20 protein-coding genes are annotated in these 26,428 nt (G+C 65.3%); 10 read left to right on the top strand and 10 right to left on the bottom strand.

Annotated features, from left to right (window positions below; translation table 11 throughout):
- Positions 1-8: 8 nt before the first annotated feature.
- The gene (locus BHE01S_RS20395; protein WP_042267139.1) at positions 9-3,218 is read right to left on the bottom strand and encodes an efflux RND transporter permease subunit; all 3,210 of its coding nucleotides are present in this window, start codon (positions 3,216-3,218) and stop codon (positions 9-11) included.
- A gap of 274 nt (positions 3,219-3,492) precedes the next feature.
- On the opposite strand from BHE01S_RS20395, the gene BHE01S_RS20390 reads away from it, so the two are divergent.
- On the top strand, positions 3,493-3,840 hold the full coding sequence (locus BHE01S_RS20390; protein ID WP_042267265.1) for a DUF4148 domain-containing protein: 348 nt from the start codon (positions 3,493-3,495) through the stop codon (positions 3,838-3,840).
- 590 nt (positions 3,841-4,430) lie between these two features.
- Positions 4,431-5,873 carry an undecaprenyl-phosphate glucose phosphotransferase gene (locus BHE01S_RS20385; RefSeq protein WP_042267264.1) on the top strand — a complete coding sequence of 481 codons (1,443 nt, stop codon included), beginning with the start codon at positions 4,431-4,433 and terminating at the stop codon, positions 5,871-5,873.
- Positions 5,874-5,931: 58 nt separating this feature from the next.
- Here the strand turns inward: BHE01S_RS20385 and BHE01S_RS20380 are convergent, their stop codons facing one another.
- Complete coding sequence (locus BHE01S_RS20380; RefSeq protein ID WP_063769099.1) at positions 5,932-6,753, bottom strand: WecB/TagA/CpsF family glycosyltransferase; 822 nt, start codon at positions 6,751-6,753, stop codon at positions 5,932-5,934.
- 307 nt (positions 6,754-7,060) lie between these two features.
- On the opposite strand from BHE01S_RS20380, the gene BHE01S_RS20375 reads away from it, so the two are divergent.
- From BHE01S_RS20375 to BHE01S_RS20365, 3 genes are all read left to right on the top strand, one after another.
- Entirely contained in the window at positions 7,061-8,779 is a 1,719-nt protein-coding gene (locus BHE01S_RS20375; RefSeq protein WP_042267135.1) for an FAD-dependent oxidoreductase, read from the top strand.
- The gene (locus tag BHE01S_RS20370) at positions 8,779-9,726 is read left to right on the top strand and encodes an NAD-dependent epimerase/dehydratase family protein (protein ID WP_042267133.1); all 948 of its coding nucleotides are present in this window, start codon (positions 8,779-8,781) and stop codon (positions 9,724-9,726) included. The genes BHE01S_RS20375 and BHE01S_RS20370 overlap by 1 nt, the downstream gene beginning before the upstream one ends.
- Positions 9,727-10,108: 382 nt before the next feature.
- A complete protein-coding gene (locus tag BHE01S_RS20365; RefSeq protein ID WP_042267131.1) occupies positions 10,109-10,816 on the top strand; it encodes a transposase in 708 nt (235 codons plus the stop codon).
- 14 nt (positions 10,817-10,830) lie between these two features.
- On the opposite strand, the gene BHE01S_RS20360 is transcribed toward BHE01S_RS20365, so the two are convergent.
- Complete coding sequence (locus tag BHE01S_RS20360) at positions 10,831-11,511, bottom strand: VIT1/CCC1 transporter family protein (RefSeq protein ID WP_042267129.1); 681 nt, start codon at positions 11,509-11,511, stop codon at positions 10,831-10,833.
- 423 nt (positions 11,512-11,934) lie between these two features.
- Between BHE01S_RS20360 and BHE01S_RS20355 the strand changes: the two genes are divergently transcribed.
- From BHE01S_RS20355 to BHE01S_RS39160, 3 genes are all read left to right on the top strand, one after another.
- Positions 11,935-14,265: a DUF3141 domain-containing protein gene (locus BHE01S_RS20355; RefSeq protein ID WP_042267127.1), complete on the top strand. Its 2,331-nt coding sequence runs from the start codon at positions 11,935-11,937 to the stop codon at positions 14,263-14,265.
- Positions 14,266-14,479: 214 nt separating this feature from the next.
- Positions 14,480-15,262 (top strand): enoyl-ACP reductase FabI, encoded by a 783-nt coding sequence (fabI, locus tag BHE01S_RS20350; RefSeq protein ID WP_042267125.1) that lies wholly within the window; start codon positions 14,480-14,482, stop codon positions 15,260-15,262.
- A 47-nt stretch (positions 15,263-15,309) separates the two neighbouring features.
- Positions 15,310-15,672 carry a hypothetical protein gene (locus tag BHE01S_RS39160; RefSeq protein WP_245639799.1) on the top strand — a complete coding sequence of 121 codons (363 nt, stop codon included), beginning with the start codon at positions 15,310-15,312 and terminating at the stop codon, positions 15,670-15,672.
- 71 nt (positions 15,673-15,743) lie between these two features.
- Here BHE01S_RS39160 and BHE01S_RS39680 read toward each other — a convergent pair whose 3' ends face one another.
- The 6 genes from BHE01S_RS39680 to BHE01S_RS20325 form a co-directional block, all read right to left on the bottom strand.
- Positions 15,744-16,472, bottom strand: coding sequence for an alkaline phosphatase family protein (locus tag BHE01S_RS39680; protein ID WP_052406013.1), 729 nt, complete (start codon positions 16,470-16,472; stop codon positions 15,744-15,746).
- 181 nt (positions 16,473-16,653) lie between these two features.
- Entirely contained in the window at positions 16,654-17,022 is a 369-nt protein-coding gene (locus BHE01S_RS39675; RefSeq protein WP_052406011.1) for a hypothetical protein, read from the bottom strand.
- Positions 17,023-17,387: 365 nt separating this feature from the next.
- A complete protein-coding gene (locus tag BHE01S_RS20340; RefSeq protein WP_245639798.1) occupies positions 17,388-18,746 on the bottom strand; it encodes a lipopolysaccharide biosynthesis protein in 1,359 nt (452 codons plus the stop codon).
- Positions 18,747-18,762: 16 nt separating this feature from the next.
- Positions 18,763-20,439 carry a glycoside hydrolase family 44 protein gene (locus BHE01S_RS20335; protein ID WP_042267122.1) on the bottom strand — a complete coding sequence of 559 codons (1,677 nt, stop codon included), beginning with the start codon at positions 20,437-20,439 and terminating at the stop codon, positions 18,763-18,765.
- Complete coding sequence (locus tag BHE01S_RS20330) at positions 20,426-21,712, bottom strand: hypothetical protein (RefSeq protein WP_042267120.1); 1,287 nt, start codon at positions 21,710-21,712, stop codon at positions 20,426-20,428. Before BHE01S_RS20330 ends, BHE01S_RS20335 begins: the two co-directional genes overlap by 14 nt.
- A 107-nt stretch (positions 21,713-21,819) precedes the next feature.
- Positions 21,820-22,539 (bottom strand): polysaccharide biosynthesis/export family protein, encoded by a 720-nt coding sequence (locus BHE01S_RS20325; protein ID WP_042267117.1) that lies wholly within the window; start codon positions 22,537-22,539, stop codon positions 21,820-21,822.
- 337 nt (positions 22,540-22,876) lie between these two features.
- Between BHE01S_RS20325 and BHE01S_RS20320 the strand changes: the two genes are divergently transcribed.
- Complete coding sequence (locus BHE01S_RS20320) at positions 22,877-24,886, top strand: GumC family protein (protein WP_042267114.1); 2,010 nt, start codon at positions 22,877-22,879, stop codon at positions 24,884-24,886.
- A gap of 19 nt (positions 24,887-24,905) precedes the next feature.
- Positions 24,906-25,877 (top strand): DUF6492 family protein, encoded by a 972-nt coding sequence (locus tag BHE01S_RS20315; RefSeq protein WP_042267113.1) that lies wholly within the window; start codon positions 24,906-24,908, stop codon positions 25,875-25,877.
- A gap of 48 nt (positions 25,878-25,925) precedes the next feature.
- Here BHE01S_RS20315 and BHE01S_RS20310 read toward each other — a convergent pair whose 3' ends face one another.
- Complete coding sequence (locus tag BHE01S_RS20310) at positions 25,926-26,423, bottom strand: lytic transglycosylase domain-containing protein (protein WP_042267111.1); 498 nt, start codon at positions 26,421-26,423, stop codon at positions 25,926-25,928.
- Positions 26,424-26,428 lie beyond the last annotated feature (5 nt).

The raw sequence follows: 26,428 nt of genomic DNA, 5'->3' as shown, positions 1-26,428 counted from the left end.
TGGAATCCTTATTCAACGTGAGTGGTTGCACCGGCTTGCGCATCGTCGCTGGCATCGCGCGCGGCGCGGCGTTGCGCGAGCCAGCCATGCACCATGCCGAACACGACCGGCACGAACACGAGTGTGGAAAGCGTGCCGATTGCGAGGCCGCCGATCACGGCGCGCCCGAGCGGCGCGTTCTGCTCGCCGCCGTCGCCGAGACCCAGCGCCATCGGCAACATGCCGATCAGCATGGCGAGCGCCGTCATCAGCACCGGACGAAAACGGTTGAAGCCCGCATCGAGCGCGGCGGCGAGCGGCTCCATGCCCGCAGCGAGCGACTCGCGCGCCGTGTTGATGACGAGAATGCTGTTGGCCGTGGCGATGCCCATGCAGAGGATCGTGCCCGTGAGCGCCGGCACGCTGAGCGTGGTCTGGGTGACGAACAGCATCCACGCGATGCCGGCGAGCGAGGCCGGCAGGCCGCTCACGATGATGAGCGGATCGAGCCACGACTGGAAGTTCACGACCATCAGCAGGTACACGAGCGCGATGGCGAACACGAGGCCCGCTGCGAGGCCGCTGAACGAGGCGTTCATCGACTGCACCTGGCCGCGCATCACGATTGAGGAGCCCGGCGGCAGTTGGGCGCGCGCGGCGTTCACCAGGCGGTTCACGTCGGAGGCGACGCCGCCCAGGTCGCGCCCTTGCGTCGACGCGAAGATGTCGAGCACGGGTTGCACGTTGTAGTGCGAGACCACGGCTTCCTGCGAGCTGCGCGAGAGCGTGCCGAGCGTGCCAAGCTGGTTCTGCGGCGTGAACGTGACGGATTGCGACGTCGTCAGCGGAATGTTGGCGAGCGTTTGCAGCGAATGAATATCGTATTGCGGCACCTCGGTCACGAGCGGATAGCTCACGCCGTTCTTCGGATCGAGCCAGAAGTTGGGCGTCGTTTGCGAGCTGCCGGAGAGCGCGATGAGCAGGTTCTGCGCCACGTCGTGCTGCGTGAGGCCTGCTTGCAAGGCCTTCGTGCGATCCACGTCGACGTCGATGGTGGGCTCGTCGCCGGGTTGCTGGATGCGCGCGTCCACGAGGCCGCGTACGTCGCGCATGGCGTCGAGCAGGTGGTTCGCCACGACGCGGTTCTGCGCGAGCTTGTTGCCGACGATCTGCACGTCGATGGGCGCGGGCAGGCCGAAGTTCAGAATCTGGCTCACGATGTCGGCAGGCAGGAACGCGAACGTCACGCCCGGAAACGAGGCGTTGAGCACGTTGCGCAGCTTCGCGACATATTGCGCGGTGGGTTTGTGCTTCGAGGCGAGCGTGATGAGGATGTCCGCATCTTCGGGGCCGACGGGGTCCGAGGAGTCGTATGTGAGGTTGATGCCGCTCACCGGCACGCCGATGTTGTCGAGCACCGCCGCCTGTTCGGCGGGCGGAATCACGCTGCGGATCTTCGCTTCGACTTCGTCGGTGATGCGGGCCGTTTCCTCGATACGCGTGCCGGTCGGCGCGCGCAGATGCAGGCGGATTTCGCCGGTATCGACAGCGGGAAAGAAGTCGCGGCCGGTGAATGGCACCAGCACGAGCGAGCCGAGGCAGAGCGCGACCCACAGCACGACGAAACGGCGGCGCTGCACGATCGCCGCCTGAAGCAGTGCGCGATAGCGGTTGCGCACCGCTTCGAAGCGTCTCTCGAAGCCCGCCTGAAAACGCGTCAACACACCGGCGATGCCGCGCGAAGGCGCGGCGCCGGGCGTGCGTGCGCGCAGCAGATACATGGCGAGCGTGGGAATCAGCGTGCGCGAGAAGAAGTACGACGCGCACATCGCGAACACCACGGCCTCGGCGAGCGGCACGAACAGATAACGCGCCACGCCCGAAAGCAGGAACATCGGCACGAACACGATGCAGATGGAGAGCGTCGAAACGAACGTCGGCACGGCGATCTCGCCGGAGCCGTTGAGGATGGCGTCGTGCAGCGTCGCGCCGCGCTCCAGGTGATGCGTGATGTTTTCGATGGCGACGGTGGCGTCGTCGACGAGGATGCCGACCGCGAGCGCGAGCCCGCCGAGCGTCATGATGTTGATGGTCTCGCCGAGCGCCGCGAGCGCGATGAGCGACGTGAGCACGGCGAGCGGAATCGTCACGGCGATGATGAGCGTGGCGCGCCAGCTGCCGAGGAAGAGCAGGATCATCGCGGCCGTGAGGCAGGCCGCAATGAGCGCTTCGCGCACCACGCCCGAGATCGCCGACTTGACGAACACGGACTGATCGGAGAGCGGCGTGATCTTGAGTGCGCTCGGCAGGCCCGCGGCGATCTTCGGCAGCATGGCCTTCACCTGCTGGATGATCGTGAGCGTCGAGGCGCTGCCGGTCTTCTCGACGGTAAGGAGTGCAGCGCGTTTGCCGTCCGCGCGCACGATGTTCGTTTGCGGCGCGTAGCCGTCGATCACATGCGCGACGTCGCGCACGTACACCACGCTGCCGTTCATGGTCTTGATGGGCAGGTCGTTGAGCGCCGCCACGGTTTGCGTGCTGCCGTTCATCTCCACGTTGTATTCGCGCGAGCCGATTTTCGCGGTGCCGCCGGGCAGGATCAGGTTCTGCGCGTTCACGGCGTTCACGACGTCCGCGGGCGCGAGACCTTTCGCCTGCAACGCTTTCGGGTCGAGCTGCACCATGATCTGGCGGATCTTGCCGCCATAGGGCAGCGGCACGGCCGCGCCCTGGACGGTTGCGAGCTGCGTGCGGATGAAGCTGTTGCCGAGGTCGTAAAGCGACTGCTCGGGCAAGGTCGCGCTGGACAGGCCCAGTTGCAGCACCGGCACCGTGGAGGCGTTGTACGTGATGATGTTCGGCGGCAGCGTGCCCGGCGGCAGGATGCGCAGGATCGAAGCGGAGTTCGAAGCCGCCTCGGCAATCGCGCGGTTGATGTCGGCGCCCGGATGGAAGAACACCTTCACGACCGAAACGCCGTTGAGCGACTGCGACTCGATGTGCTCGATGTCGTCCACGTCCGAAGTCAGCGCGCGCTCGTAGTTCGAGGTGATGCGGTGCGCCATGTCCTCGGCGGAGAAGCCGTTGTAGGTCCAGACGATGCTGACCACCGGGATATTGATGTTCGGAAAAATGTCCGTGGGCGTGCGCATGATGGCGAGCGGCCCGAGGATAAAGAGCAGTACGGCCAGCACGATGAACGTGTAAGGCCGTCTGAGAGCCAGTTTGACGATCCACATGACAGGGTCCGGGTTGAGGCGGGAGTGGCGCAAGTATCGGAAGGGCGCGCTTACCCGGTGCTGACCTCGACATTACGGATTTGTCATCTTCGCCGCGCAGCGGGCGTTGGCCGCCGTGAGCGCGTTGTGCCCAGATAACGAACTCGTAATCGGCAGGTCAGCTTTGGGTCAGCGCCGCGCGACCAGAATGCAGTCAACCTTCGCGACATCGCCGAGGGCGGCTCAGGCGGCATCGCTTCCCGATGCAGCGGCCATTCTTTGAGAGGTGAACATCATGAAAGCACTCGTTTCCACATTGCTCGTTGCCTGCGCCCTGGCCGCTCCCGCTGCCGCTTTCGCACAGACCGCCAACCCCGCCAACGCGCCGGTCACGCGCGCCCAGGTGCGCGCCGATCTCGTGCGGGTGGAGCAGGCGGGGTATCGCCCGGCGGCGAAGGATGTCAACTACCCGGATGACATTCAGCACGCGGAGGCGATCGTGGCCCAGGAGCAGGCGCAAAAGGCCCAGCAGGCCGCGCCGGGCAACACGGCGTTCGGCGGCGTGGCGATGACGGGCAGCTCGGACGCCGGTGCGCCGATCGTGGCGAGCGTCGGCGAACGGTCAATTTATGCGGGGCACTGAGGGGGCACTGAGCGGTGCACCGAGTGGTCGAGCGCGGCGCCGCCGCGCATTTCGATTTGCTTGATCAAACGTTTGCGCGAACGTGATTCGCCCCATTCGCGCGCAAAAGAATCGCGATTCATTTCCATTCATTCCACGAACCTGCCCTATTAATAACGGTGGCGTTAAATCAGCCTTATTGGCAAATTCACAACAACAGCGCGCGTTCTTGCGGCGTCATCTTTCTGGATCACGCAAATTCATAATGCGCTGGTAAGATACGCGCGAATATGGGATGGCCGCTCTCCATTCCGGGCTGCTGGCGCGAATCCAGACCACTCGCGCCGCCGGAAAAGGAGTCCGCGCCATCAGGCCGACGGGGAGCGGCCGTCTTGCACTACGAATCGCGCTCCATGTTTAAAAAAGCGCGTACGTTCGCATTACGTATGTCATCGCAAGTGTTCGAGTCTCACGTTTCGCCTTTCCGGCGAATCGTCCGGCACCGCTTGCCGCTGTTGCGCCTCGCGCAGACGGTCATTCCCCCGCGGCCCAATCCCGCCGTCATGCCAATCAGGCGTATCAAACAGTCGCACATACTGGCCGAACCCGTCATGTCCACCCAGTCGCCCCACCATCACCGCCTCTTTATGGCGCTGGTCGGTGTCGTCAGCGCGGCGCTCAACACAGGCGCGCTCGTCGCGCTGTTGTTGCTGCGCGGACAGACCGCCGACACGCCCTACACGCGGGCGTTGACCGGCGCGTTCGCCGCGGCCGCGTTCGTCGTGTTCGCGCGTTTTCATCTGATTGCCAGCGCGCGTCATCTCTGGTGGATGCTGGGCCGCGGCGCATGGCGCTGGTGCCGGCTGCCGATCGCGCTCATGGTGCTGCTGTTCGTGACGCATGGCGATAACGGGACGACGGCCCTGCGCACGCTGGTCATGCAATGGGCCGCCATTGCGCTGCCGCTGCAGCTCGCAGGCCTCGCTGTCTTGCGCGGCGTGGCCCACAGCGTCAACAACGCGCCCGGCAACCTGCGCCGTGCGGTGTTCTTCGGCATGGGCAGCGAAGCGCGCAAGCTGAACCTGCGCCTGCAGCGCTCGCCGATTCTCGGCATTCACGTGGCGGGCTATTACAACGATGCGCCCGTCGCGCCGCGCGACGGGGAAGCGCTGCCGCCGTATCTCGGCCGCTATGAAGACGCTGCTGCCCGCATTCACGCGAACGACTACGAGATCGTGTTCCTCGCGATGGGGCAGGCCGCGATGGCTCGAGCCGACGCAACGGACGTGAAGGACATCACGGCCGACGTCGTGACGCGTCTCTACGATTCAACGGCGGCGATTTATCTCGTGCCCGAGCTGCACTTTCTTCACGACGTCGCGACGACAGGCGCGAACCTCGCGGGCGTGCCGCTGCTGGCGCTGCACGACGTGCCCATTCTGGGGCTTTCGCGCATGCTCAAGCGCGCGGTCGACATTGCCGGCGCGGCGCTGCTGCTCGCGCTGCTGTGGCCGGTGATGCTTGCGATCGCTCTGGCGATCCGGCTCGATTCGCCGGGACCGGTGATGTTCAGGCAGCGCCGCAACGGCGAGCACGGCCGGGCGATCGTCGTGCACAAATTCCGCTCGATGCGCGTCGCGGCGCAGGACGAGGGCGACGCCGAAGAGCAGGGCGTGCGCCAGGCCCGCAGCGGCGACGACCGGATCACGGGTGTGGGGCGGTATCTGCGCCGGACTTCGCTCGACGAGCTGCCGCAACTTTTCAATGTGCTGGGCGGCTCGATGAGTCTCGTGGGTCCGCGTCCGCACGCGGCGGAACACAACGAAGCGTACCGGCAACTGATCCCCGGCTACATGCTGCGCCATAGCGTGAAACCGGGTATGACGGGCTGGGCGCAGATCAACGGGCTGCGCGGCTTGACCGATACGCCCGACAAGATGCAGCGCCGCGTGGAGTACGACCGTTACTACATCGCGCACTGGTCGCTGTGGCTCGATCTGCAGATCCTGCTGAAGACGATCCCGTCGATCGTCTGGGGCCGCAATGCCGTTTGAAGCGTGCGCCGCGCGAGACGTGGCCGGACCTGCGCCGGCCGCGCTCGCATCGGCAGCCTTACGCGCCGCGCCGGGTGCGCGCCACGCGCCAGTGACGCCACAGGATGCCGAAGAAGCGGCGGTCGTCCACGAGGTAGCGGCGCCACAGGCGCGCGGGGTCCTGTTTGATGCGCCAGCACCATTCGAGACCGCAGCGCTGCATCCACGCGGGGGCACGCCGCTGCAGGCCGACGGCGAACTCGACGGCCGCCCCCGCGCACAGCATGAGACCGCCTGCCAGCTTGCCGGCGTGATGCAGGGCCCAGCGTTCCTGCTTGGGCATGCCGAGGCACACGAACACGATATCGGGCGCGGCCGCGCGCACGCGCTCGGCCACCGCATCGCCCTCGGGGCCGGTCGGGTCGAACGTCATGGCAGGCGCGATCACCGCGACGTCGAGGCCCGGATAATGCTGCGCGAAGCCAGCGACGAGCGTGGCTTCGTGGCCCGGGCGGCCGCCCACCACCACCACTTTCCAGCCGCCCGCGCGGGCGCGCTCGCACAGCGCGGGCAACAGGTCCGCGCCCGTCACGCGTTCCGGCAGCGGCGCGCCGAACAGGCGGCTCGCCCAGACAACGGGCATGCCGTCCGCGAACAGGAAGTCGGCGGTGCGGTAAAGGCGTTGAAGATCGGGCTGCGTGTCGAGACGCACCACGTGATCGACGTTCGGCGTGACCGCCACCCGCGCCCGGCCGTCGCGCTGCAAGGCAGCGGTGCAAAGCACGTCGAGCGCGGTGTCGAACGACACCGCTGCAATGTCGAGTCCGAACAAGGGAATGCTCGGCTTGAAGACACCCCGTGCGGAGGCCTGCGGCTCCGCGGTTATGTAAGGCGTGCTCATGTTGTTTTTGTGACCCCGACGTGCGCACACGACGAGAGCCACGCACGGCGCCCGTTGAACCGGCGTCGTGCCCCCCGTCATGCGACGAACGTTATGTTTTTTTCTGGTCTCCTGGCTTTTGCCAAGGCGTTTTGGACTTCAGACAGAATCTTACTGCTGTGTCGGTGGGCCGGGTTATCCAACAGTGTTTTTTTGGAGACAAAAATCGGGATGTGTCTCAAATTTCTCTGGTTGCGCCGGCGGTTGCGCGCGTGCGATTGGCTACTATCGCCGCGGCCCGTTTCTCCTTTACCGTTCATGACAGACGATGATCACCGACGCCCGTGAGATTCCCGCCGGCACGACGCTGCGCGCCGACCTGTGCATCGTGGGCGCCGGCCCCGCCGGCATCGCGCTCGCGCTCGCGCTGGAGGAGAGCGGGCTCGACGTGATCGTGCTGGAGAGCGGCGGCGATGCGCCCGAGCCCGCAACCCAGCAGCTGTACGCGGGGACGGTGGCGAATGCGGCGCTTCATCCGCCGCCGGAGCACTATCGCGTGCGCCGCTTCGGCGGCTCGACCACGCTGTGGGGCGGCCGCTGCATGCCGCTCGATGCGTTCGACTTCGAGGTGCGCGACTACGTCGCGCACAGCGGGTGGCCAATCGCGTTCGCCGACGTGCTGCGCCACTACCCGCAAGCCAACGCGCTGTGCGAAGCGGGCGAATTCGCCTATACCGCCGAAGGCGCGTTCGCCGCGCCGCCGCGCCCGATGATCGGCGGCTTGGCAAGCGACGTCTTTTCGACGGACACGCTCGAGCGTTTCAGTTGCCCGACCGATTTCGGTCAGCGTTACCGGGCGCGCCTCGCGAAAGGCCGCGTGCGTGTGCTCCAGCATGCGAACCTGTGCCGCCTGCCGATGCTGGCGGGTTCGACGCGACGTGTCGGCGCGGCCCGGGTACGGGTACTGAACACCACGGACGCGACGGGAGGCGCAACGTTCGAGGTGGCCGCGCGCGCCTACGTGCTTGCAACCGGCGGGCTCGAAGTGCCGCGTCTCCTGCTCAACAGCCCAGGGCCGAGCGGCCGGGGACTCGGCAACGCCCACGACGCGGTGGGCCGCTATTACATGAGCCATCTCGCGGGCACCATCGGCACGCTCGATCTCGCGGCGGCGCAGTCCGTGTGGCACGGCTACGAGGTGACGGAAGAGGGCATCTATTGCCGCCGCCGCCTCGCGCTGCGCCCGCAGCAGCAAGCCGCGCTGCGCGCGGGCAACTTCATTGCGCGGCTGCATCATCCGCGCATTCCGGACGCCGGGCACGGCAACGGCATCCTCTCCGCGCTGTATCTCGCGCGCGGCATCGTGCCTTACGAATACGCGAAGCGCCTCTACGACGGCACGCCCGAGGGCTATGCGGGCTCCACGCTCGCGCACTTGAACAACGTCGTTGCCGACGCGCCGAACACGGCGCGTTTCCTGTTGCACTGGCTGCGGCGACGCACGCTGGCCGCGCGCAAGTTTCCTTCGGTGATCGTGCGACCCGCGAATCTGCGCTTCTCGCTCGACTTCCATGCGGAGCAGGAGCCCAATCCGGCGAGCCGCGTCACGCTGGGCGACGAAACCGATGCGCTCGGCCTGCGCCGCATCCACGTGGACTGGCGCTATACGCAGCAGGACGTTGCGACCGTGAGCCGCGCGCTCGCCGCGCTCGCGCACGAGGTCGAGCGCGCGGGCGTTGGCCGGTTCAGTTACGACCCCGCGCGGGTCGAAGCCGAAATGACGCGCTACGGCGCGTATGGCGGCCATCACATCGGCACGGCGCGCATGGGGCGCGACGCGCGCACGAGCGTGGTCGATGCCGACTGCCGGCTGCATGAAGCGGACAACGTTTACGTGACGAGCGCCGCGGTGTTCCCGACTTCGGGCCAGGCGAATCCGACCTTGACCATCGTCGCGCTCGCACTGCGGCTCGCCGAACACCTCAAAGGCGCCGCCGATCTCGGCGCGCTGTCCGTTCCCGCTGCAAACCATTCCGAACCCGCGTGATGAAAGCCCGTATTCTCGTACTCGGCGCGACCGGCTTTGTCGGCCGCCATCTGGTGAAAGCGTTGAGCCGTGCCGAATGGGCCGAGCCGGTTGCCGCCTCGCGCAGGCAAGGGAGCGGCCTGCGCCGTGTCGATGCCGCGGACCCCGCGTCGCTCGCCGCCGCGCTTGCCGACGTGGACGGCGTGGTCAACTGCGTGGCAGGTGCGCCGGCGGCGATCGTCGCGAATGCGCGCGCGCTGGCTGCCGCGCTGCAGGCACGCGGTGCGCCGCTGCCCGTGGTCCACTTCAGTTCGATGGCGGTGTACGGCGCCGCCGAGGGCTGTATCGACGAAGCGGCCGCGCTCGACGCCGTGAGCCCTTATGGCCATGCGAAGGTCGAGTCGGAGCGGCTGCTTGCTGCGCTGCCCGCGCTCACGATATTGCGTCCGGGCTGCATCTACGGAGGCGGCAGCCCGCAATGGTCGGCGCGCATTGCGCAACTGCTGCGCGCGCGGCGTCTGGGCGACCTCGGCGCCGCCGGCGACGGCTGCAGCAATCTCGTTCACATCGACGACGTCGTTCAGGCGGCGCTGGCCGCGCTGCGCGCGCCGGCTTCGGGCGCTCAGACTTACAACCTGGCGATGGCGCAGGCGCCGCGCTGGAACGAGTACTTCGTCGCGTATGCTCGCGTTTTGGGAGCAACGCCGGTCGAGCGGATCGGCGCGCGGCGTCTTGCGCTCGAAACGAAGGTGTGGGCGCCTGCGCTGAAGATTGCCGGGACCGCGGGGCGCAAACTGGGTGGCGTGAAGGTGCCGCCGCCGCTGCCGCCTTCGCTCGCGCGGCTGTGGCAACAGGACATCCGGCTCGACGCGCGCCGCGCGCAACGGGCTTTTGATATCAGATGGACGCCGTGGCGCATCGCGCTGCAGGCCGAAGCGTTTGTGCCGCCGGCGTCGCCCGCCGGCTGACCGGTTGGGCTCACCTGCGTTCCGGTTCGCCGAAGTTTCGAGCTTCGGCTCGCACGCTATCGTTCGGATTCCTATCAGTGAAATTCGCATACCGCATGGTGCCGGGCTTCGACCGGCACAGATGCGCTGCGAATGGAGTTCGTGAACTTTTGTTGCGGATTAGTGGTGCCGGATCGCGGCGCGCGGCAACTATTCAGTGGTGGCGCTGAAAGCGCCGGTAGCGATCGGCAAATCAGCGAATTGAGGCCATAAAAAAGGCCTGTTCGCGACGCAGACGCCCGCGCGTGGCCCATAGAATTCAATCGTAGATCCACTCACGCAGCGTCTGGCGACCGATACCTGTCGGATCGCTTCCCCACATCGGATTTCCGGTTAATTCAGCATGACACGGCTTGCACGGCACTACGTCCCGGAACAACCGCAGCACGTTATCTTGCAGGGGCTCACGGGGCCCGCATTCCTCGACGAAGGAGACTACCTTTACTTCCTCGCCTGCCTCGCGGACGCCGCGCGCGTCGCCGATCTGGCAGTCCACGCGTGGGTGCTCATGCCCGACGCGGTGCAGTTCCTCGTCACGCCCTCATACGAGTCGAGCGTGGCCATGGCGATGCAGGCGGTTTGCCGTCGCTACGTCGAGACCTTCAACCGCCGCCACGGACGCCGCGGTGCGATGTGGCGCGGCGAGTACCGGGCAACCGTGATCGAACCCGAGCGCTATTTTCTGCTCGCAAGCCAGGTCATCGATCATGCGCCGGTGCGCAGCCGCCTCGTGACCGAGCCGGGCAACTACCCGTGGTCGAGCTACGCGCACCACGTCGGGTTGCGTGCCGACAGGTTCATCAAGGATCATCCGCTCTACCGCGCGCTCGGCAGTACGCCGTTCGAGCGCCACCGGTCCTACCGCGACCTGGCGGCACAGCCTCTCGACGAATCCGAGGTCAATAGCCTGATGCAGGCGACGCTCGAGGGCTGGGTGCTCGGCAGCGCCGCCTACTGCGAGTGGGCGGCGCAAACCGCCAATCGACGGTTGATGCCGCTGCTGCTGCGCGACCGGCCGCCCAGGATTCGCACGACCGGCGCCCTCGCGTGACGAGGGACGATGGGCTATCCGCCGAGCGCAATGATCGCGATCGTCAGCACGATTCCAAGCAGCGTCATGGCGAAGCCCGCTTTCATCGCACCCGCGCCGGTGTAGCGTCCGAGCGCGAAACCGGCGGCGAAGAGCATCGCGAGCGTGAGTATGCGTGAGATGACGAGCGCCGCCATGTGATCCTTCAGGAGGATGAAGGGCAGGGCAACCGGGAATGTCGACACGACGACGAGCAGAAAAACGCCCAGTGCCCCAAGAAAGTCATCGCGCCTGAACTGCGCGCGAGGTGGCAGCCCAGGCGCCGCGGCGAGGCGCGCGCGAATCAGCTCGAGTTCTTCGTCGTCGACGAGCGGCTCCAGCGCCGTCGGCAACGCGCCGCGCAAGGCTCGCACTGCCGCGGCGCGGTCCGCTTCGCGCTTCACGGTCAGGGCGAGTGTCAGGCGCTGTCCGCGATCGGCGAGCGTGCGAACAAGATACATCACGGCGTCGGCGAGGCCCCAGGCGAGATTGCATCCGAGGGCGGCCAAAAACAGTTTGCGGCCGGCGTCCTCGCCCGCTGTGACCGCCTTGACCGCTCCGACGAAAGTCAACGCCATGAACAGGCCAAAGCACAGTTCGGTCACACGCTCGACGGTATTGAGTATGGGCTCGCGCTTTTCGGCCGCGGTTTGCTGTGTGGGGGTAGTGGTATTCATACGGCCTCGTGCAAGAGGAGATGCGTGGTCATTGCCGACGCACGCCTGTGTCGAACGTCTCACCGCTGCCTTCCTGTGGGCTACTGCGCGAATTCGACGAATCCCATGTCGCGGAATGTCCGTCAATCGGACTTTGGTCCTACTGCCGCGAGGACAGCCGTGGCATCGGGATATGGGCCGATGGTCCTATAGAGAAAGCACGCGAGCCGTTGCACGATTCAGTTCTTGCAAACGGATTCGTCGCCGGCGCGGCCCCGTAACGAACCTGTCACACGCCTCTGCCAGTGTCTGAACAGATAGCGGCCCTATCCGATTTTGCAGCCACACAAGCGATCGACCAGCATATTCGTAAGCATTCCTTTCATTCAATCGAGTGGGCGGACGTGGCTTTAGCCACCCGTTCGCGAACCAGAAGGTGATGCCATGACTGACCTCGCCAATCAATATGCGCGTTGCCAGGAGATCGGCGGCAAGGTTGCCCGGCTCCTCGCCAGGCGATCGGAATTAGCGCAGACCCAGTTCAGTCGGCGCCTGGCGGATGCAGCCGGACGGCTGGGCGAGGACGACAAACCCGCTTCGGCAAGGCCTGCACCGGCAACTGCATGGGCAACTGCGCTGGACCCCTGGGCCGGCTACCGCTACGCGGTGGATGTCGCCGAGCGCTCCGTGCTCTTCTGGGACACCTTGCGTCAGCGCGGAAACGGCTTCGTCGAGCAGACGCGCGACGGCCTTCAACCCGTCCTCCATTTCGGCCACGAACTCGTTATCGACGGGCGCAAGCTGGCGCGGCCAGTCAACTACGCGCTGGTGCGCCTGCTGCCGCCCGACGGTGTGATCGTCGACGTTAGCAAGCGTCCTTATGTGATCATCGATCCGCGTGCGGGCCACGGTCCTGGCATCGGCGGCTTCAAGGACGATTCACAGGCCGGTGTCGCGCTGAAGGCTGGCCATAGCGTGTATTTCGTCATCTTCTTTCGCGATCCGGAACCTGGCCAGACACTGCTCGACGTCTGCGCCGCAGAAGCGCAATTCGTCAAGAAGGTGTGCGAACTGCATCCGGACAGCCCGAAACCGGCGATCGTCGGCAACTGCCAGGGCGGCTGGGCCGCCATGATGCTCGCGAGTTCCGACCCGGACCATACGGGGCCGCTCGTCATCAACGGCGCCCCCATGTCCTACTGGAGCGGCGCGTGGAGCGAAGGCGAGGGCGACAACCCCATGCGCTACGCCGGCGGCATGCTGGGCGGTACCTGGCTCGCGTCGCTAACGGCGGATCTCGGCAACGGCAAGTTCGATGGCGCCCATCTCGTGCAGAACTTCGAGAACCTCAATCCTGCCAACAGCCTGTGGGACAAGTACTATCACCTGTTCGACAACGTCGATACCGAGCCGCCGCGCTTCCTCGACTTCGAGCGCTGGTGGGGCGGCTACTACCTGATGAACCGCGAGGAGATCGAGTGGATCACGCGCAACCTGTTCGTCGGTAACAAGCTATGGTCGGGCGAGGTTCGGGGTCCCGACGGGGCGGCGTTCGACCTGCGGGAAATCAAGTCGCCGATCGTCCTGTTCGCGTCGCTCGGCGACAACATCACGCCGCCGCAACAGGCGTTCAACTGGGTCGCCGACATCTACGGAAGCACGGAGGAGATCAAGGCGCGCGGTCAGGTGATCGTCGGGCTCGTGCACCAGAGCATTGGCCATCTCGGCATTTTCGTTTCGGGCAAGGTGGCGAAGAAGGAGCACCAGCAGATCGCTTCCGTGCTCGAAGCGATCGAAGCCTTCCCGCCTGGTCTCTACGGCATGGAGATTGCCGAGCGACGGGGCGAAGCAGGAAAAACGGCATACGACGTGTCATTCCGGGAGTATCGGCTCGAAGATATCGCCGCACGCCTGAACCGGTTCGGGCGTAGCGATGAACAGCCATTCGAGGCCGTCAAACGCCTGTCGGAATTGAACCAGCGCGCGTACGAGCTTTTCCTGCAGCCGTGGGTACGGGCCTCGTCGAACGAAACGACGGCGAACCTGCAGCGGCAGTTTCATCCGCTTCGCGCGCAACGCTGGGCGCTTTCCGACATGAATCCGTGGCTTGCATGGCTCGGGCCGGCTGCCGGGGCGGTCAGGGCAAAGCGGCGCGCCGAAGCCCATGAGGACACCCGGCTACGGGCGTTCGAGCACTGTGGCTCGGAGATGATCAGTGCGTCGCTCGACTTCTATCGCGCGATGCGCGACGCCATGACGGAGAGCGCGTTTTTCTCCTTCTACGGAAACTTGGGCGCCGTCGACCACGGCGAAGCGCCGCAAGTCAGATCCGCTGCGGCGCCCGGAGATTACCGCGATCTGCCCTACGTGAGGGACGCGTTGGCGTCGATGACCGAAGGCGGCTATACCGAGGCGCTGGCTCGCGCCGCTTGCCTGCTCGCGCGCCGGGGCGAGCCGATCCCGCTTGCGCGGCTTGCGCTGCGCAGTGAGCTCGCCAAAGACTATGCCGCGTATTTGCCCCAGCTTCCGGACGACCAGTGGAGGCGCTTGCGCGGCGAGCAGGAAATCATCGTGCGTTACGAGCCGGAACAGGCGCTCGCCACGCTCCCGCGTCTGCTGGAAGACCCCAAAGACCGGGAGAAGCTGCTCGATCTGGCCGAAAAGCTGCTGGCCGACCGGCGCGTGCAGGAAGCCGGGCCGACCGCCGCCCAGCTCGGCATGCTCGACAAGATTCGTTCGTCCCTGCCGCTCGAACGTGCGCGGGCGACAGGGTAAGACCATGGCCGACGTCATCCCCGTTCTCAACGCCGGTTCGTCGATCATCCAGTTCGGCGCGTTCAATGCGCAGCCGGCGGTCCCCGCATCGGCACGGCGTCGAGCAAGGTCCCGGTCTGGGTGACGCCGGCCAGCGAAGAACTGATGATCGCGCGACACGCGCGCGAAGTGGCGGGCATTCTGGGAGTCTGCCCGATTGCCAGGGAGAAGTCCGATGAGCCAGAGTGTTCGACATCCGGTGCTGACCGGAAAGAAGGCGTTGGTCACGGGTATCGCCAACGCGCATTCGATCGCATACGGCTGCGCGAAGGCGTTCCATGAGGTGGGCGCCGATCTCGCGATCACCTATGCCGACGAGAAGGCAAGGCCATACGTGGAGCCGCTGGCAAAAGACCTCGCAGCGCCAATTTTCATGCCGTTCAACGTCTCGAAACAGGAGGAACTGGAGGCGGTATTCGAGCGGATTGCGCGTGAATGGGGCGAACTCGACATCCTCGTGCATTCCGTCGCGTGGGCGCCGAAGAGCGATTTGCAGGGCGGGCTGCTCAACTGCTCCGCCGAAGGTTTCGCAGCGGCCATGGACATCTCATGCCATTCGTTCGTGCGGATGGCCCGGCTAGCCGCGCCGCTGATGAAGCATGGCGGCTCCATGTTCGCGATGAGCTACTACGGCGCGAACAAGGTGGTCCCAAGCTATAACGTCATGGGTCCGGTCAAGGCGGCGCTGGAAGCGTGCGCACGCTATCTGGCGTACGAACTGGGTCCGCAGCAGATCCGGGTGCACGCGGTATCTCCCGGGCCGCTGAAAACGCGCGCGGCATCCGGCTTGAAGGACTTCGACGTGCTGCTCACCCAGGCGGCGCAACGGGCACCGCTTGGCGAACTGGTCGACATCATGGACGTCGGCTTCACCTGCGCGTACCTCGCGACGCCCTATGCGCGGCGCCTCTCGGGCGAAACGCTTTACGTGGATGGCGGCGTTCACATCATGGCTTAGTCGCGTGTGAACGTCGCTTCCAGCGGCGCGACTGTTCAGGCGCTTAATTGTACGCAGTCGCGTTAAAATCCCGGCAGTCGATGCGCCTGCAGGACCTTATCGCGAAGGCAGCGCCCTGGCCGATCAAGACGTCATGCTCAGGCGCTAAAGTTTGTGTGCCGGCCGCCGAAAATCCCGGCATGGCGCACGAACAACCCAAACCACCGCAAAACGATCCGATCCGGGCAGAAGCCCGGGCCCTGGAAGACAGCATCCGCACGATCAGACGGGCGCAGGGAAAGCGCAACCCGGAAGACTGTGTACCGGGCAGCCCGGAATCTTCCGCGGTCATGGAAGCGTTCGTGCGCGATGTCGGACGCGTGCTTGCGCTCGATATGCTCGCGCGCGAAAAGGACAAAGACATCGATTGATACGCGAGCGCGCCGACGGTCCCTTTGGGGTTGCGGGCCGTCGGCGTTTCCGCTGTGCGTCTTGACTGCGATCAGAACGGGAGCATGCCGGCCGCGCCCTCGTTTCCATTGTCCGCTGCGGACTGTTTGGCGGGCGGGAACTGGAACGCACTGAACAGGTCGCCGATCGCCGGCGCGTTCGTCGGCACGTATGGGCTCGCGGGAAGCTCGACAGGATTGGGAAGGTTGTCGCGACTGCGCGACGTGATATGTCCCAGCGACCAGTTGCGTTCGATAAATTTCACAAGCGACACGTGATCCGAATAGTCGTGAACGACACGGCCGCCGCGCGAGTACGGCGACACGACGATGAGGGGAATGCGCGGCCCGTCCCCAAAGAAGTCCACGGGTTGAATGTAGCCGGAATCGTAGTAGCCGCCTCCCTCGTCGGTCGTGATGAAGATCGCAGTGGATGCCCACAACGCGGGGTTCGCCTGGACGGAATCGATGATCTTGTGCACGAACCCTTCGTAAAGACCGAACTTCGAAGAGGACGGATGCCCATCGAGTAATCCGCCCGGTTTCACGAACGACACTGCGGGTAGCGTGCCGTGTGCGATGTCGGAATACAGGTTCGGCGTGTCCTGAAGATGCGCGGCCACCAGCGTCGGATTGCTCATGATCGCCGTTTCATAGAGAAACGGATTGCAGATGTTGCAGTAGACACTCGTTGAAGGGTGGGTCACGAATGTCTTCCAGCCTTCGCCGTAGTATTTCCATGAGATGTTGTTCTCGAGGAGCGTATCGGCGATCGTGCGCACAGGCGAAGGTGGAATGGTGAACGGACTCGTGTTGACGGTGCCGTCACCGTTGTAGCCGGGGTTGTAGTTGTTCAGCAGATAGTACGTGCTGGGCGCGCAGTTGGCGTTGGGGTGATACGGCAGGCTGTCGAGATATTTTCGTATTGCGCCGACGCCCGGCTGCTTCGGATCCGCGCAATTGCTATATGATCCGCCCGAGTAGCCGTCCTGCGCATACCAGTTGTTGGTGCCTGGCTGCGGTATTCACGTTATAGAAGCCGAGCGCGGTCGCGCCTTCGCTGGTCGACTGATCGGTGAAGTTGGCCGCTTGCGCTTTGCCATTCGATCCCGCGCCGATCGACACTTCGACCCACGCAAACAGATCCATCTTGCAACCGCTCGGATTGTCGGGCGTCGCGTGCGCGATATTGCAGTCCGACTGCTGCCAGTTCTGATAGAACCGATGCACCGGACTGTTCATGTACTGGTCGTAGTTCGGCCCCACGCGCGAGATCTGATAAGGGCCGCTCTGCAGGTTGTACAGGTTCGATCCGAAGCGCGCGTCAGGCACGGCTTGCGCGGTTTCCGCGCTCGAGGGTCTTGTGTGTGTGTCCCGCTGCGCGACGCGTTGCGGGAAATGCGAGTATTTATTTATTCAGTCAAGCTAAGCAAAAAGCGCCATGCCGGCTATCGCAACGCGCCGTTTGTGCATACGCACCACCGGACAGCGCGAGCACGGCGGCGGCCGCGATAAGGGTGCTGGTTGCCTTGTTCATGATCCGTACCTCCTTGAGACAGGTACCGATGCAGACGATTGCCGTCTGCTTGACCGTGAATTCCGCAATCGGCGTGCCGCCTGCGCGCTTATTCGCGCCGGAACGATGTGTCGTTGAGCGCGCAAGCAGTTGAAGGCGGTGCCGCTGAAATCCCGACGGTCTAGGCGTCTTCTTTCCTGTCTTGCACCGCCGTGCGTCCCGGCACGCGCCCGAGCACCCATCGCCCAAGTAACGCGAGCGGCAACACGTTCAGCAGCCGGTGTGCCGCCCACGCCGCGAGTGCGCCGTTCACGGCAATGGCGAGCGATGCCGCCGCCGCGGCCCCGACGCTGCCGCCACGCGGCGCGAGCACGGCGAGGCCCGCGAGCAGCATGGCGACCGAGTAGAGGTTGATTCGGTACAGCACGCGAGTGTGGGCGGTCATGCCCAGCAGTTCGGGCATGGCGGTAAAGCATGCCGCGGCGATCTGGCCGAGCGCGAGCACGCGCAGCGCGGCAGCGCCGCCGCCGAAGTCCGGTCCGAACAAGCGCAGCAGATGTTCGGGAAAGAGCAGCATGCACAGCGCGGCGGGCAACGCGAGGCACAGTACGAGGCCCGCCGCCTGGGCCGCGCTTTTGTCTAGCCCATGCCGGTCGTTGCGCGCGAAAAGGCTCGCGAACTTCGGTGCGGCCATGCCGGTCACGCCGCTGATCAGCAGATTGATGACGAGCGCAAGACGCCACGCCAGCGCGAAAAGCCCCGTCTCGCGCGAAGAGGCGACGATGCCGAGCACGATGGCGGGCGCCGAGGTGATCAACAGCTTCGTGAATTCGAGCGTGAAGAGCGGCAAACCCGCCTTGAACAAGCGCGGCGGTTCGGCTGGCGCGTGTGCGCCGACGGGTACGCCGGCAAGAAAACGCTTGAGCAGAAATGCGCCGGTCAGCGCGGCGAGCGTGAAGCTGGCGGCGATCAGCATGAGCGCGCTGGCGGCGCCCATGCCGCGCGTCAAGCCGAGCGGGATGGCGACGGCGCAGAAGATCGCCGGCCAGAGCCAGGAGTAGATCATCTGGCTGCAGCCCACGCGCTGGAGTCCGGCCAGCGCACCGGCCAGTGTCACGCCGAGATTTTGCGGGATGAACGAGAGCGCGCCAAGCGCGAGCGGCCAGGCGAGTTCGGGCTTCTTCAGCACGTCGTGCGCAAAGGGAAGCGCGCACGCGCCAAGCGCGATCGACATGGCCGTGGAGGTGAGCAGCACGAGGCCCAACGCGCGGCGGATGGCCGGCCGCACGGCGTGCGCCTCGCCTGCCGCGAGGTCCATCGCAATCTGCCGCGTCAGCGCCTGGTCGATGCCGAGGCGGCCGAAGCCGGCGAGCGCCACCATCGTGCTGAACACGATATAAAAGTCGCCTGTCTGCACCACGCCCAGCATGGCTGCGATCAGCAGATGAAAACCGTAGCGGCTCGGGAGGTCGAGCAGACGAACGGCGAGGCTCACGAGCGAGCCCCGGATCATCGAGCCGCCGTTCCGGCGCGCTGGCATTCGCGCTTCGCCGGCTTTACTCATGCCGCGCCTGGGCGCCGCGCAATACGAACAGCGTCACGCTCTGCGCGGGCAGGCTCGCGCGCAGCGTGCTGTCCTCGTAACGCGCATCGGGCATGCGGAACAACTGGTTGTTCGCGAGCCGCCACGTTTCGGCCACGCCGCTCGCCGCGAAATGATCGAGCGTCACGGCGGCATCGGCGGGGCGGTCCAACTGCTTGTTGACGACCACGAGCGTCAGCGCGTGATCGCGTTCGCGCAAGGCGGCGAATGCGGAGACAGTGTCCGGGTCGGGCGCCTTCGCGGCAATGCTGGTCGGGCCGAACGCCGCGCCGTTGCCGTCGTAGTTGCGGTAGAGCTTGAATGCCTTGTACACCGGCATCGAAGGATCGAGCGTGCCCCAGCGTGTGGCGATATCCAGCCCCTCGCGGCCGAAAATGCCGAGCACGTCGGCCTGGGCCGTCGCGCCGTTCATCAGCGTGTCGCCGCCCCAGTTGTACTCCGTGATGCCGATGGGCGTGCCGGGGTAGTAGTACGTATCGACCCAATGGCGCATCAGCGGGATCAGCGCCACGACGCTGTTGATCCACGTGGGGTCCTTGTAGTTCGGGTCCCACAGGTCGCGCGTGGAGCGGTTGCGCATGAGCGCGACGGCCTGCGAGCTCGTCACGCCCGTTTCGGCGTATTCGCCGCCCTGCGGATAGAAGTGCAGGCTGAACACGTCGACGGGATGACCCGCCGCTTTCCACTGCGCGAGCAGCCAGGGCACGTACGGCATGCCCTGCGTTTCGCCTGTGCGGTCGGGGGTGTGATCGAGGCCGTGGTCCGCTGCGTATTGCTGGTCGAAGCCGCTGTAGAAATAGCCCTGCCAGCCCCATTCTTCCGGCGCGACGATCTGCGCGTGCGGGTCTGCCGCCTTCACGGCGCGCGAATAGGCGATCACCTTGTCGGCGATTTCGCTCGCATGCGCGCCTATGGGATGCACGTCGCGGTGAATGAGCTGCCAAAGGCTCGGCTCGTTGTCGAGCGCGTAGTAGCGCACGCCGCCCCCGCTTGCGCCGCCGAATTGCTTCACCAGATCCGCTACGCGCGCCTGCTCGTTTTGCGGGTCGTCGGGCGTCGAGGCGTCGTTCGCGTCGTTGCCGGTAATCGGCTTGCCGCCGGGCGCCACGCCGTTGCCGGCGTCCGCGTGGCCGTTTACGTCGTGATTCGGCTGCGGGCCGTATTTGGCGATCGAGAAGCTCGCGAGCGTCTCGCGCGCGGGCCCGAGTTTCGCCACACGGCCGAGCATCGGAATGGTCACGATGGGCGTAGCGCCCGCCGCCTGGGTGAGCGCGACGAAGCGCTCGCCGAACTGGTCGTTGATATCGGCGGGATCGACGGCGAGGCTCTCGAAATACCAGTCCTTGCCCGCGTTGCGTGCGTCGATGCGCCAGTTATAGGCCGAGGCGCTGTTGCCGCCCGAGCGGTTGACGGGCGCGCGCAAGTCTTGCAGGGCGGCAGTCGTGCCGAAGTTGATGCCGTAAATCAGCGGGCTGATGGGGTGCCGGCCGGCGGCGGCATCCACCGAGATGGCGACCGGCAAGGGCGTGCCCGAGGTCGCGTCGGAGCAGGCCGCCGCGCCCGACATGAGCAGCGCGCCGAGCAGCAGGGTATGCAGGTTGGGGCGCTTGATGCGCTCAAGGCGAGGCATGGTCAACCTGCAGATCGGCATGGTCGTCGTGTTCGCCGTCCAGTTCGCCCACGCGCCAGATGTACGCGAAGATCGCGAGAATGACGGCCGTCTCGCCGGGCGTGAGGGTAGGCGGGTAAAAGAATGAAATGAGCAGGACGTAGACGAGATAGTCGAACAGCGCGCCGAGAAAATCGTCGTCGACCTTCTTGCGCAGGCGCCGGTAGAACACGATGCCGCGCAACTGGAAGAACAGGATGATGAGCGCGCCGATCAGGCCGTACTCGAACACGATGCCGAGCCACGTGATGTCGGCGAGGAAGAAAAAGTGGTGGAAATAGTCGATCAGGTTGTCCTTGCTGGTCGAACTGATCGTGCCCACACCGAAGAGCCAGCGCATCGGCTCGCTGCCGAGGAACTTCGTGGCGAGCAGGATGGTGATGCGGCGCGTGTCGAAGCCCGTGCTGGCGTCGGTACTGAACGTCGTGGCGAGGTAGCCCGCCGAGAACATGGCGACGAGCGCGACGGGCGCGGCGAGCAGCAGCAGAATGCGCGTGCGCATGCGCGACCAGGCGAAGGTGTTGATGACGAGCACGCCCATGATGCCGATGATCATGGAGCGCGTCTTGACGATCAGCAGCGTGACCGCGAGCGCGACGAGCACGCCGCACAGATAGCCCGCATGCTTTTCGAAAAAGGCGCGCCGGTAGCAGAAAAACAGCAGGATCAGCGGGAAATACATCGACATACGGATGCGATGGCCGCGGTTGTCGCTGCTGAAAAAGGGCGACTGGCCGATCACATACGACTCCTGGTACCAGTCGGAGGGCACGACGGCCCAGAGCACGATCAGCACCGCGAGGACGACGACGCCGAGCACCAGGAAGCCGCGCTCCAGCTCGCCGAGCGTGGGCCTGAGCGTGAGGAGCAGCGCGAGAAACGAAAAGAAGTACAGGACGGGCAGCAGTTTCACCTGCGCCGTGATGCTCGTGAAAAAGCTCTCGTGGAAATAGAACACGGCGGCGAAGCTCGGCACGAGCAGGAGCCAGGCAAAGCTGATGAGGATCTGTCGCGTCATGGGAAAGCGCGGTTCGCCGCCCAGACGCAGCACGGCGGGCAGCGAAATGACCGGCAGCGCTTTCGAGAGCGCCCAGAGCGGCACGAGCGTGCTCAGGTAGTGGAAAGTCTGGCCAAAGAGCGGCAAGAGCGCCAGCAGCCACCACGTGACCCGCCACCTGGCGGGCTCGCTCGAAAAGACGGGGCCAAGCCCGGTGGTCGTGGTGGCGGTTTCCATCGCGTGGGATTCGCGTTCGATTTGCGGTTGATTCGCGGCTGATTCGCGGCTGATTCGTTGGCCCGGACGTGGAAAACCGTCGGGCGGCACGGGCTCGCTGAGCAGGCTCAGTAGGTCGTGGGGTTGTTCGAGATCGTGTAGTCGAAGCCCCGCTGGAACGGAATGACCTTGTCGATGTACTGATCGACCCACTGGTCGACTTCGGCGATCGAGGACTTCGGCGCGAAGATCGTGTCGGTGGCCTGCAGAACGACGTCCTGAGTCGGGTCGCCGCGATGCGTGAGCGCGTCGAGGTCGATCGTGCGCAGCATCGGGCGGCCATCGGGGCTGCGGCGAATCAGTACGACTTCGTTGGTGCGCGCCGTGTCGAGCAGACCCTGCGCGGCGGCGATGGCCTGCAGCACGCTCATGCCCGTGTGCAGCGCAATTTCGCCGGGGCGCGCGACCTGGCCGGCCACATAGACCTTGGCGGCCGACTGCACGATGGAGACCGAAGCGTGGGCGTTCTTCGCCATGCCGTTGGCGGCCAGCGCCTTGTTGACGGCGTCCCCGAGCTGGGCGACCGTGAGGCCGGCGGCCGGGATCGTGCCCGCGAACGGCATGGTGAGGCCGCCGTCGGGCGCGACCGAACCGCGGAAGTTCAGCTCGGCATTGAAGGGCATGACGACCGAAAGGTCGTCGCCGGGTTCGATGCGATAGACGCTGGGCGCAGCCTGCGACCACGCGGCGAATTGCGCGCGCTGCTGGAATTGCGGCTCCACCCAGGTCTGGGTGCAGGCGGTAAGCGTCAACAGCCCGAGGACGCAGGCTGGTCGGAGTATGTTCATCGGGCGCGTGGGTGAAGCGGTGGCTTGCGGTTCCTGATCTCTTGTCAAGTAACGGCAGGAATTGCCGTTAATGAAGGGTGGAACTCACACGTTTTTTTCGCAGTTGTTAGCTCAGTTGTCAGTTTTACGCGACATTCTGGATGTTTTCTTACGTATTATATGCGCCGTCGAAACTTCTCTGTTGGCCGGGAACCGCACCTGTATGGTTATAACTACTAGAACACGGCCTGAAAGGAAGGCGGCTGTTGTCGAACTGACGGTCCGGGATTATCTCAACACCTTTTTCTATTATCGCAGGATTGCAACAGCGGTATTTCTTTCCGTTGTAGCGATCGGCGTGGCAGTCGCGCTTCTGGTGCCCATGCCTTACCGGGCGCAGTCCACGCTGCTGGTGCTCCTGGCAGGATATTACGACCAGTCGAACAACCCGAATGGCGGCGCCGCGATGCAGCCCGCCATCGGCCAGCTCGACGGCGTCGAAGCGCAAATCCTCGGCAGCCCGGAACTGCATCGTGACGTGGTGATCGCGAAACTGGGGCCGAACGCGAGCGAACACGACATCGACAGCCATTTGCAGGAATTCGAGCATCGGCTGCATATCGAGCAGAACGATCTTGCGAGCACCATCAGCCTCACGTACTACGACGCCGATCCCAAGGAAGCGGCCGACGCGCTTTCGCGTCTGCTCGATACGTACTTCCGCCGGCGCGCGACGATTTTCACGTCGGGCCGCGTCGACTTCCTGACCGGTCAGCGCGATGAAGTCGCAAGGCAACTGAAAAAAGCCGATGCCGACTTGCTCGCGTTCCAGAAGTCGCACGGCATCGTCAATATCGACGACCAGACCTCGCGCGCCGTGCTGCTCGAAAGCCAGCTCGTCCAGCAAAAGCTCGAAAACGACACGTCGCTCGCGCAACACCGCGGCGAACTGAAATCGGAGCAGGCGTCGTCGAAGGGGGTGAAGGCCACGATTCCGATCTTCACCGACGACTCCGAAGCCGCTCACGCGCTCGACACGATGCAACTTTCGCTGATGCAGCTCGAAGCGCGCCGCGCCGATTTCGCCTCGCGCTACATGGACAGCTCGCCGTTCGTGCAGCAGCTCGACCAGCAGATTGCCGATATGCACGCAAGCATCGCGCGGCGCAAGGCGCAAATGGCCACGGCCACGCGCTACGGCCACAACGATTACTACGACGTGGTGCAAGGGCGGCTGGCCGCGCTCAATGCGAGCATCGCGGGCGAAACCGCGCGCCAGCAGGCGCTCGAAGGACAGATCCAGGACACCCGCGCGACGCTGCGGGGCTTGAGCGATGTCTCCAGCCAGATGCGCCAGCTGCAGGCAACGCGCGATATTCTGGCCGACAGCTTCAAGGACCGTTCGCGCCAGGTCGAGCTTGCGAAGATCCAGCAGGGGCAGGTGAGCCAGGTGAACAGCACGAACGTGCGCGTGATCCAGGCGCCGTTCCCGCCTTCGCAGCGCAGCGTGTCGGCCAGCCTCATCATTGCGGCGAGCGTGGCGGCGGGTCTCCTGATTTCGGCGCTCGTCGTGCTCGTCATGGCGAGCCTGCGCGAGACCTTCCTGAGTCCGGAACAGGCAGAGCGCTCGCTGCTGCTGCCGGTGCTGAATGCGCCAGTGATGCTCGGCGGCGGCGCGCGCCGGCCCGGGGCGTCAGCCGACGCAGCCAAGGCGGCCAGCCGGCCCGCGCATATGGCGTATGGCCGGATGATCGCGGCCATCAACGCGAGCACGGACTCACCCGCCAAGGTGGTCATGGCGCTCTCGTTCGGCAAGAACGACGGGCTGCTTTCGGTGATTCGCGGCCTCGCCGTCGAACTGGAGCACCGCACGACCAAGCCGGTGCTCATTCTCGACATGGCGTCCGGCGCCAACGCGCCGCTCTATGGCCCGCCGAACGCGCAAGGCCTGCTGACGTGGTCGGGGCACGGCGGGCAAAGCCGTGCCGCGAGCGCCGCGCCTGCGGAGATCGCGGCTTCGGGCGGCCTCGTGTTCGAGAGCGTCGAGCGGCACAACATTGTCGTCGCGCGGCCGGAAAGCGGCACGTTCCCGGCCTCGTGGCAGCAGACCACGAGCCTGTTCGACACGCTGCGCGAGGCGCACGACTACATCGTCGTGCATGCGCCGCCAGCCAGCCAGTCGTTCGCCGGCATTGAAAACGCCGCGCTGGCGGACGCAACGGTCATGGCGGTGCGCGCGGAGGTTTCGCGCAAGCCCGTGGTCCTGGGCCTGAAAACGCAGCTGCTCGACGCGGGCGGCAGGCTGATCGGCATTGCGCTCACGCATCGGCGCGGCTACATCCCGAACTTTATTTATCGATTCTTCTAACATTCGGGACCTGACTGCGATGCACCAGCTCAGCGCCATCCTGCCGGTCAAAACGCGGGGACGGCATTACGCCGACAATATCGGCCGTTGCGACATCCTCTTCTCGTCGCTGCGTCACTTCACGACACCCAAAACGTTTCACCGTTTCGTGATTGTCGTGCCGCACGACGAACTCGACGAGGTCAAAGGCTACGCGAAGGCGTGGTCCGATTTCCCCATCGAAGTGGTCGACGAATCGCTGTACATGGGCATTTTTGCGGAGTTCTCACAGCGTCACCAGATCCGCAACTGGCACCGGCAGCAGATCATCAAGCTGAATGCGCCCGAATGGATCGAAACCGAGTATTTCCTCGTGCTCGACCCCGACTGCTTCGCCACGCATCGCTTCGGCGCGGATACGCTGATTCTCGACGGCCGTGCGCTCACGCATGTTCAGCCGCGTACGGTGGAGCCGTATTACTGGGAGGCTTCGGCGAAGCTGCTGAATCTCGATCCGCAGCTCACGCGCGACGGCATCTGGTGGACGCCGGCCATCCTGTCGCGCACGCTGTGCCTGAGCCTGCAACAGCGCCTCGCGGCGCTGCATGGCACCGACTGGCGCCGCGTGCTGCTCGCCAACTACGCGCTCGACTGGACCGAATACACGCTTTACTGGCTCAACGCGGAGCACGCTGGATTGCTCGAGCAGTACCACACGGGCCCGAAACCGGGCCAGCGCGCGCTGCACGCCGACGAAAGCGTATGGTTTGCGGACAGGATGGAAGGCTGGAGCGAGGGCCGCCATCTCGCGCCGGAAAGCGATGGCATGTTCGCCGTGGTCCAGAGCAACACGCACATCTCGCCGCAGCGCGTGGTGGAAAAGCTTTCGCCGTATTTCCCGGTCACGCTGCAGCCTTACGAACGCCATATCGACCCCGCGCTCAAGGGCGCCGAGCTTTATTCGGCCGTGGCGCGCCGCGGGCTCAAGCTGTTGAACAAGCTGCGCGGCTAAGCGGTCGTTGCACCTGCAAGGAATCGGCGGCGACGCCGGGCGCTTCGGTCATCGCCCCGGTTGCAGCTGGCCCCAGCTCACGAGGATGGCCTGAATGCTGCGCGCGTAGGCGTCGCGCTCGCGCGGCGACTCCGAGTGGTACGCGCCAATGGCGCGCCACGTGTTGCCGTATCGCACCATCTTTTGCTTGAGCAGCCAGGCGGCCACGAAAATATTCACGCACGGGTCCGTGAGGGCGCCGTGCGGAATGCCCTCGCGCGAAAGCTCCGAAAAGTGGATCGAGTTGATCTGCGCTTGCCCGACGTCGATCGAGCCGTTCGCATTGTGATTGACGGCCGCCGCGTCGCCTTTCGATTCACGCCACGCCACGGCGCGCAGCACGAGCGGATTCACGCCCTGGTAGGCGCCGGCCTTTTCGAAGCATTCGTCGGCGCTCGGCGCGGCATGCGCGGCCGTCGCGCCGAGCGCCGCGAGGCTCACGAGCGCGATCCCAGCGCCGATGATTCGCGATTGCAACCGGGGCAGGGCGTGGGTCTTGTGCTGCATGGATC

The sequence above is a fragment of the Paraburkholderia heleia NBRC 101817 genome, assembly GCF_000739775.1.
GTDB classification, from domain to species: Bacteria; Pseudomonadota; Gammaproteobacteria; order Burkholderiales; family Burkholderiaceae; genus Paraburkholderia; species Paraburkholderia heleia.
This window is presented reverse-complemented; position numbering and strand designations above follow the sequence as displayed.

Excerpts from the sequence above, each read along its gene's own strand:
- BHE01S_RS20395 (WP_042267139.1), bottom strand. The coding sequence starts at position 3,218 with ATGTGGATCGTCAAACTGGCTCTCAGACGGCCTTACACGTTCATCGTG.
- BHE01S_RS20390 (WP_042267265.1), top strand. The coding sequence starts at position 3,493 with ATGAAAGCACTCGTTTCCACATTGCTCGTTGCCTGCGCCCTGGCCGCT.
- BHE01S_RS20385 (WP_042267264.1), top strand. The coding sequence starts at position 4,431 with ATGTCCACCCAGTCGCCCCACCATCACCGCCTCTTTATGGCGCTGGTC.
- BHE01S_RS20380 (WP_063769099.1), bottom strand. The coding sequence starts at position 6,753 with ATGAGCACGCCTTACATAACCGCGGAGCCGCAGGCCTCCGCACGGGGT.
- BHE01S_RS20375 (WP_042267135.1), top strand. The coding sequence starts at position 7,061 with ATGATCACCGACGCCCGTGAGATTCCCGCCGGCACGACGCTGCGCGCC.
- BHE01S_RS20370 (WP_042267133.1), top strand. The coding sequence starts at position 8,779 with ATGAAAGCCCGTATTCTCGTACTCGGCGCGACCGGCTTTGTCGGCCGC.
- BHE01S_RS20365 (WP_042267131.1), top strand. The coding sequence starts at position 10,109 with ATGACACGGCTTGCACGGCACTACGTCCCGGAACAACCGCAGCACGTT.
- BHE01S_RS20360 (WP_042267129.1), bottom strand. The coding sequence starts at position 11,511 with ATGAATACCACTACCCCCACACAGCAAACCGCGGCCGAAAAGCGCGAG.
- BHE01S_RS20355 (WP_042267127.1), top strand. The coding sequence starts at position 11,935 with ATGACTGACCTCGCCAATCAATATGCGCGTTGCCAGGAGATCGGCGGC.
- fabI (WP_042267125.1), top strand. The coding sequence starts at position 14,480 with ATGAGCCAGAGTGTTCGACATCCGGTGCTGACCGGAAAGAAGGCGTTG.
- BHE01S_RS20340 (WP_245639798.1), bottom strand. The coding sequence starts at position 18,746 with ATGCCAGCGCGCCGGAACGGCGGCTCGATGATCCGGGGCTCGCTCGTG.
- BHE01S_RS20335 (WP_042267122.1), bottom strand. The coding sequence starts at position 20,439 with ATGCCTCGCCTTGAGCGCATCAAGCGCCCCAACCTGCATACCCTGCTG.
- BHE01S_RS20330 (WP_042267120.1), bottom strand. The coding sequence starts at position 21,712 with ATGGAAACCGCCACCACGACCACCGGGCTTGGCCCCGTCTTTTCGAGC.
- BHE01S_RS20325 (WP_042267117.1), bottom strand. The coding sequence starts at position 22,539 with ATGAACATACTCCGACCAGCCTGCGTCCTCGGGCTGTTGACGCTTACC.
- BHE01S_RS20315 (WP_042267113.1), top strand. The coding sequence starts at position 24,906 with ATGCACCAGCTCAGCGCCATCCTGCCGGTCAAAACGCGGGGACGGCAT.
- BHE01S_RS20310 (WP_042267111.1), bottom strand. The coding sequence starts at position 26,423 with ATGCAGCACAAGACCCACGCCCTGCCCCGGTTGCAATCGCGAATCATC.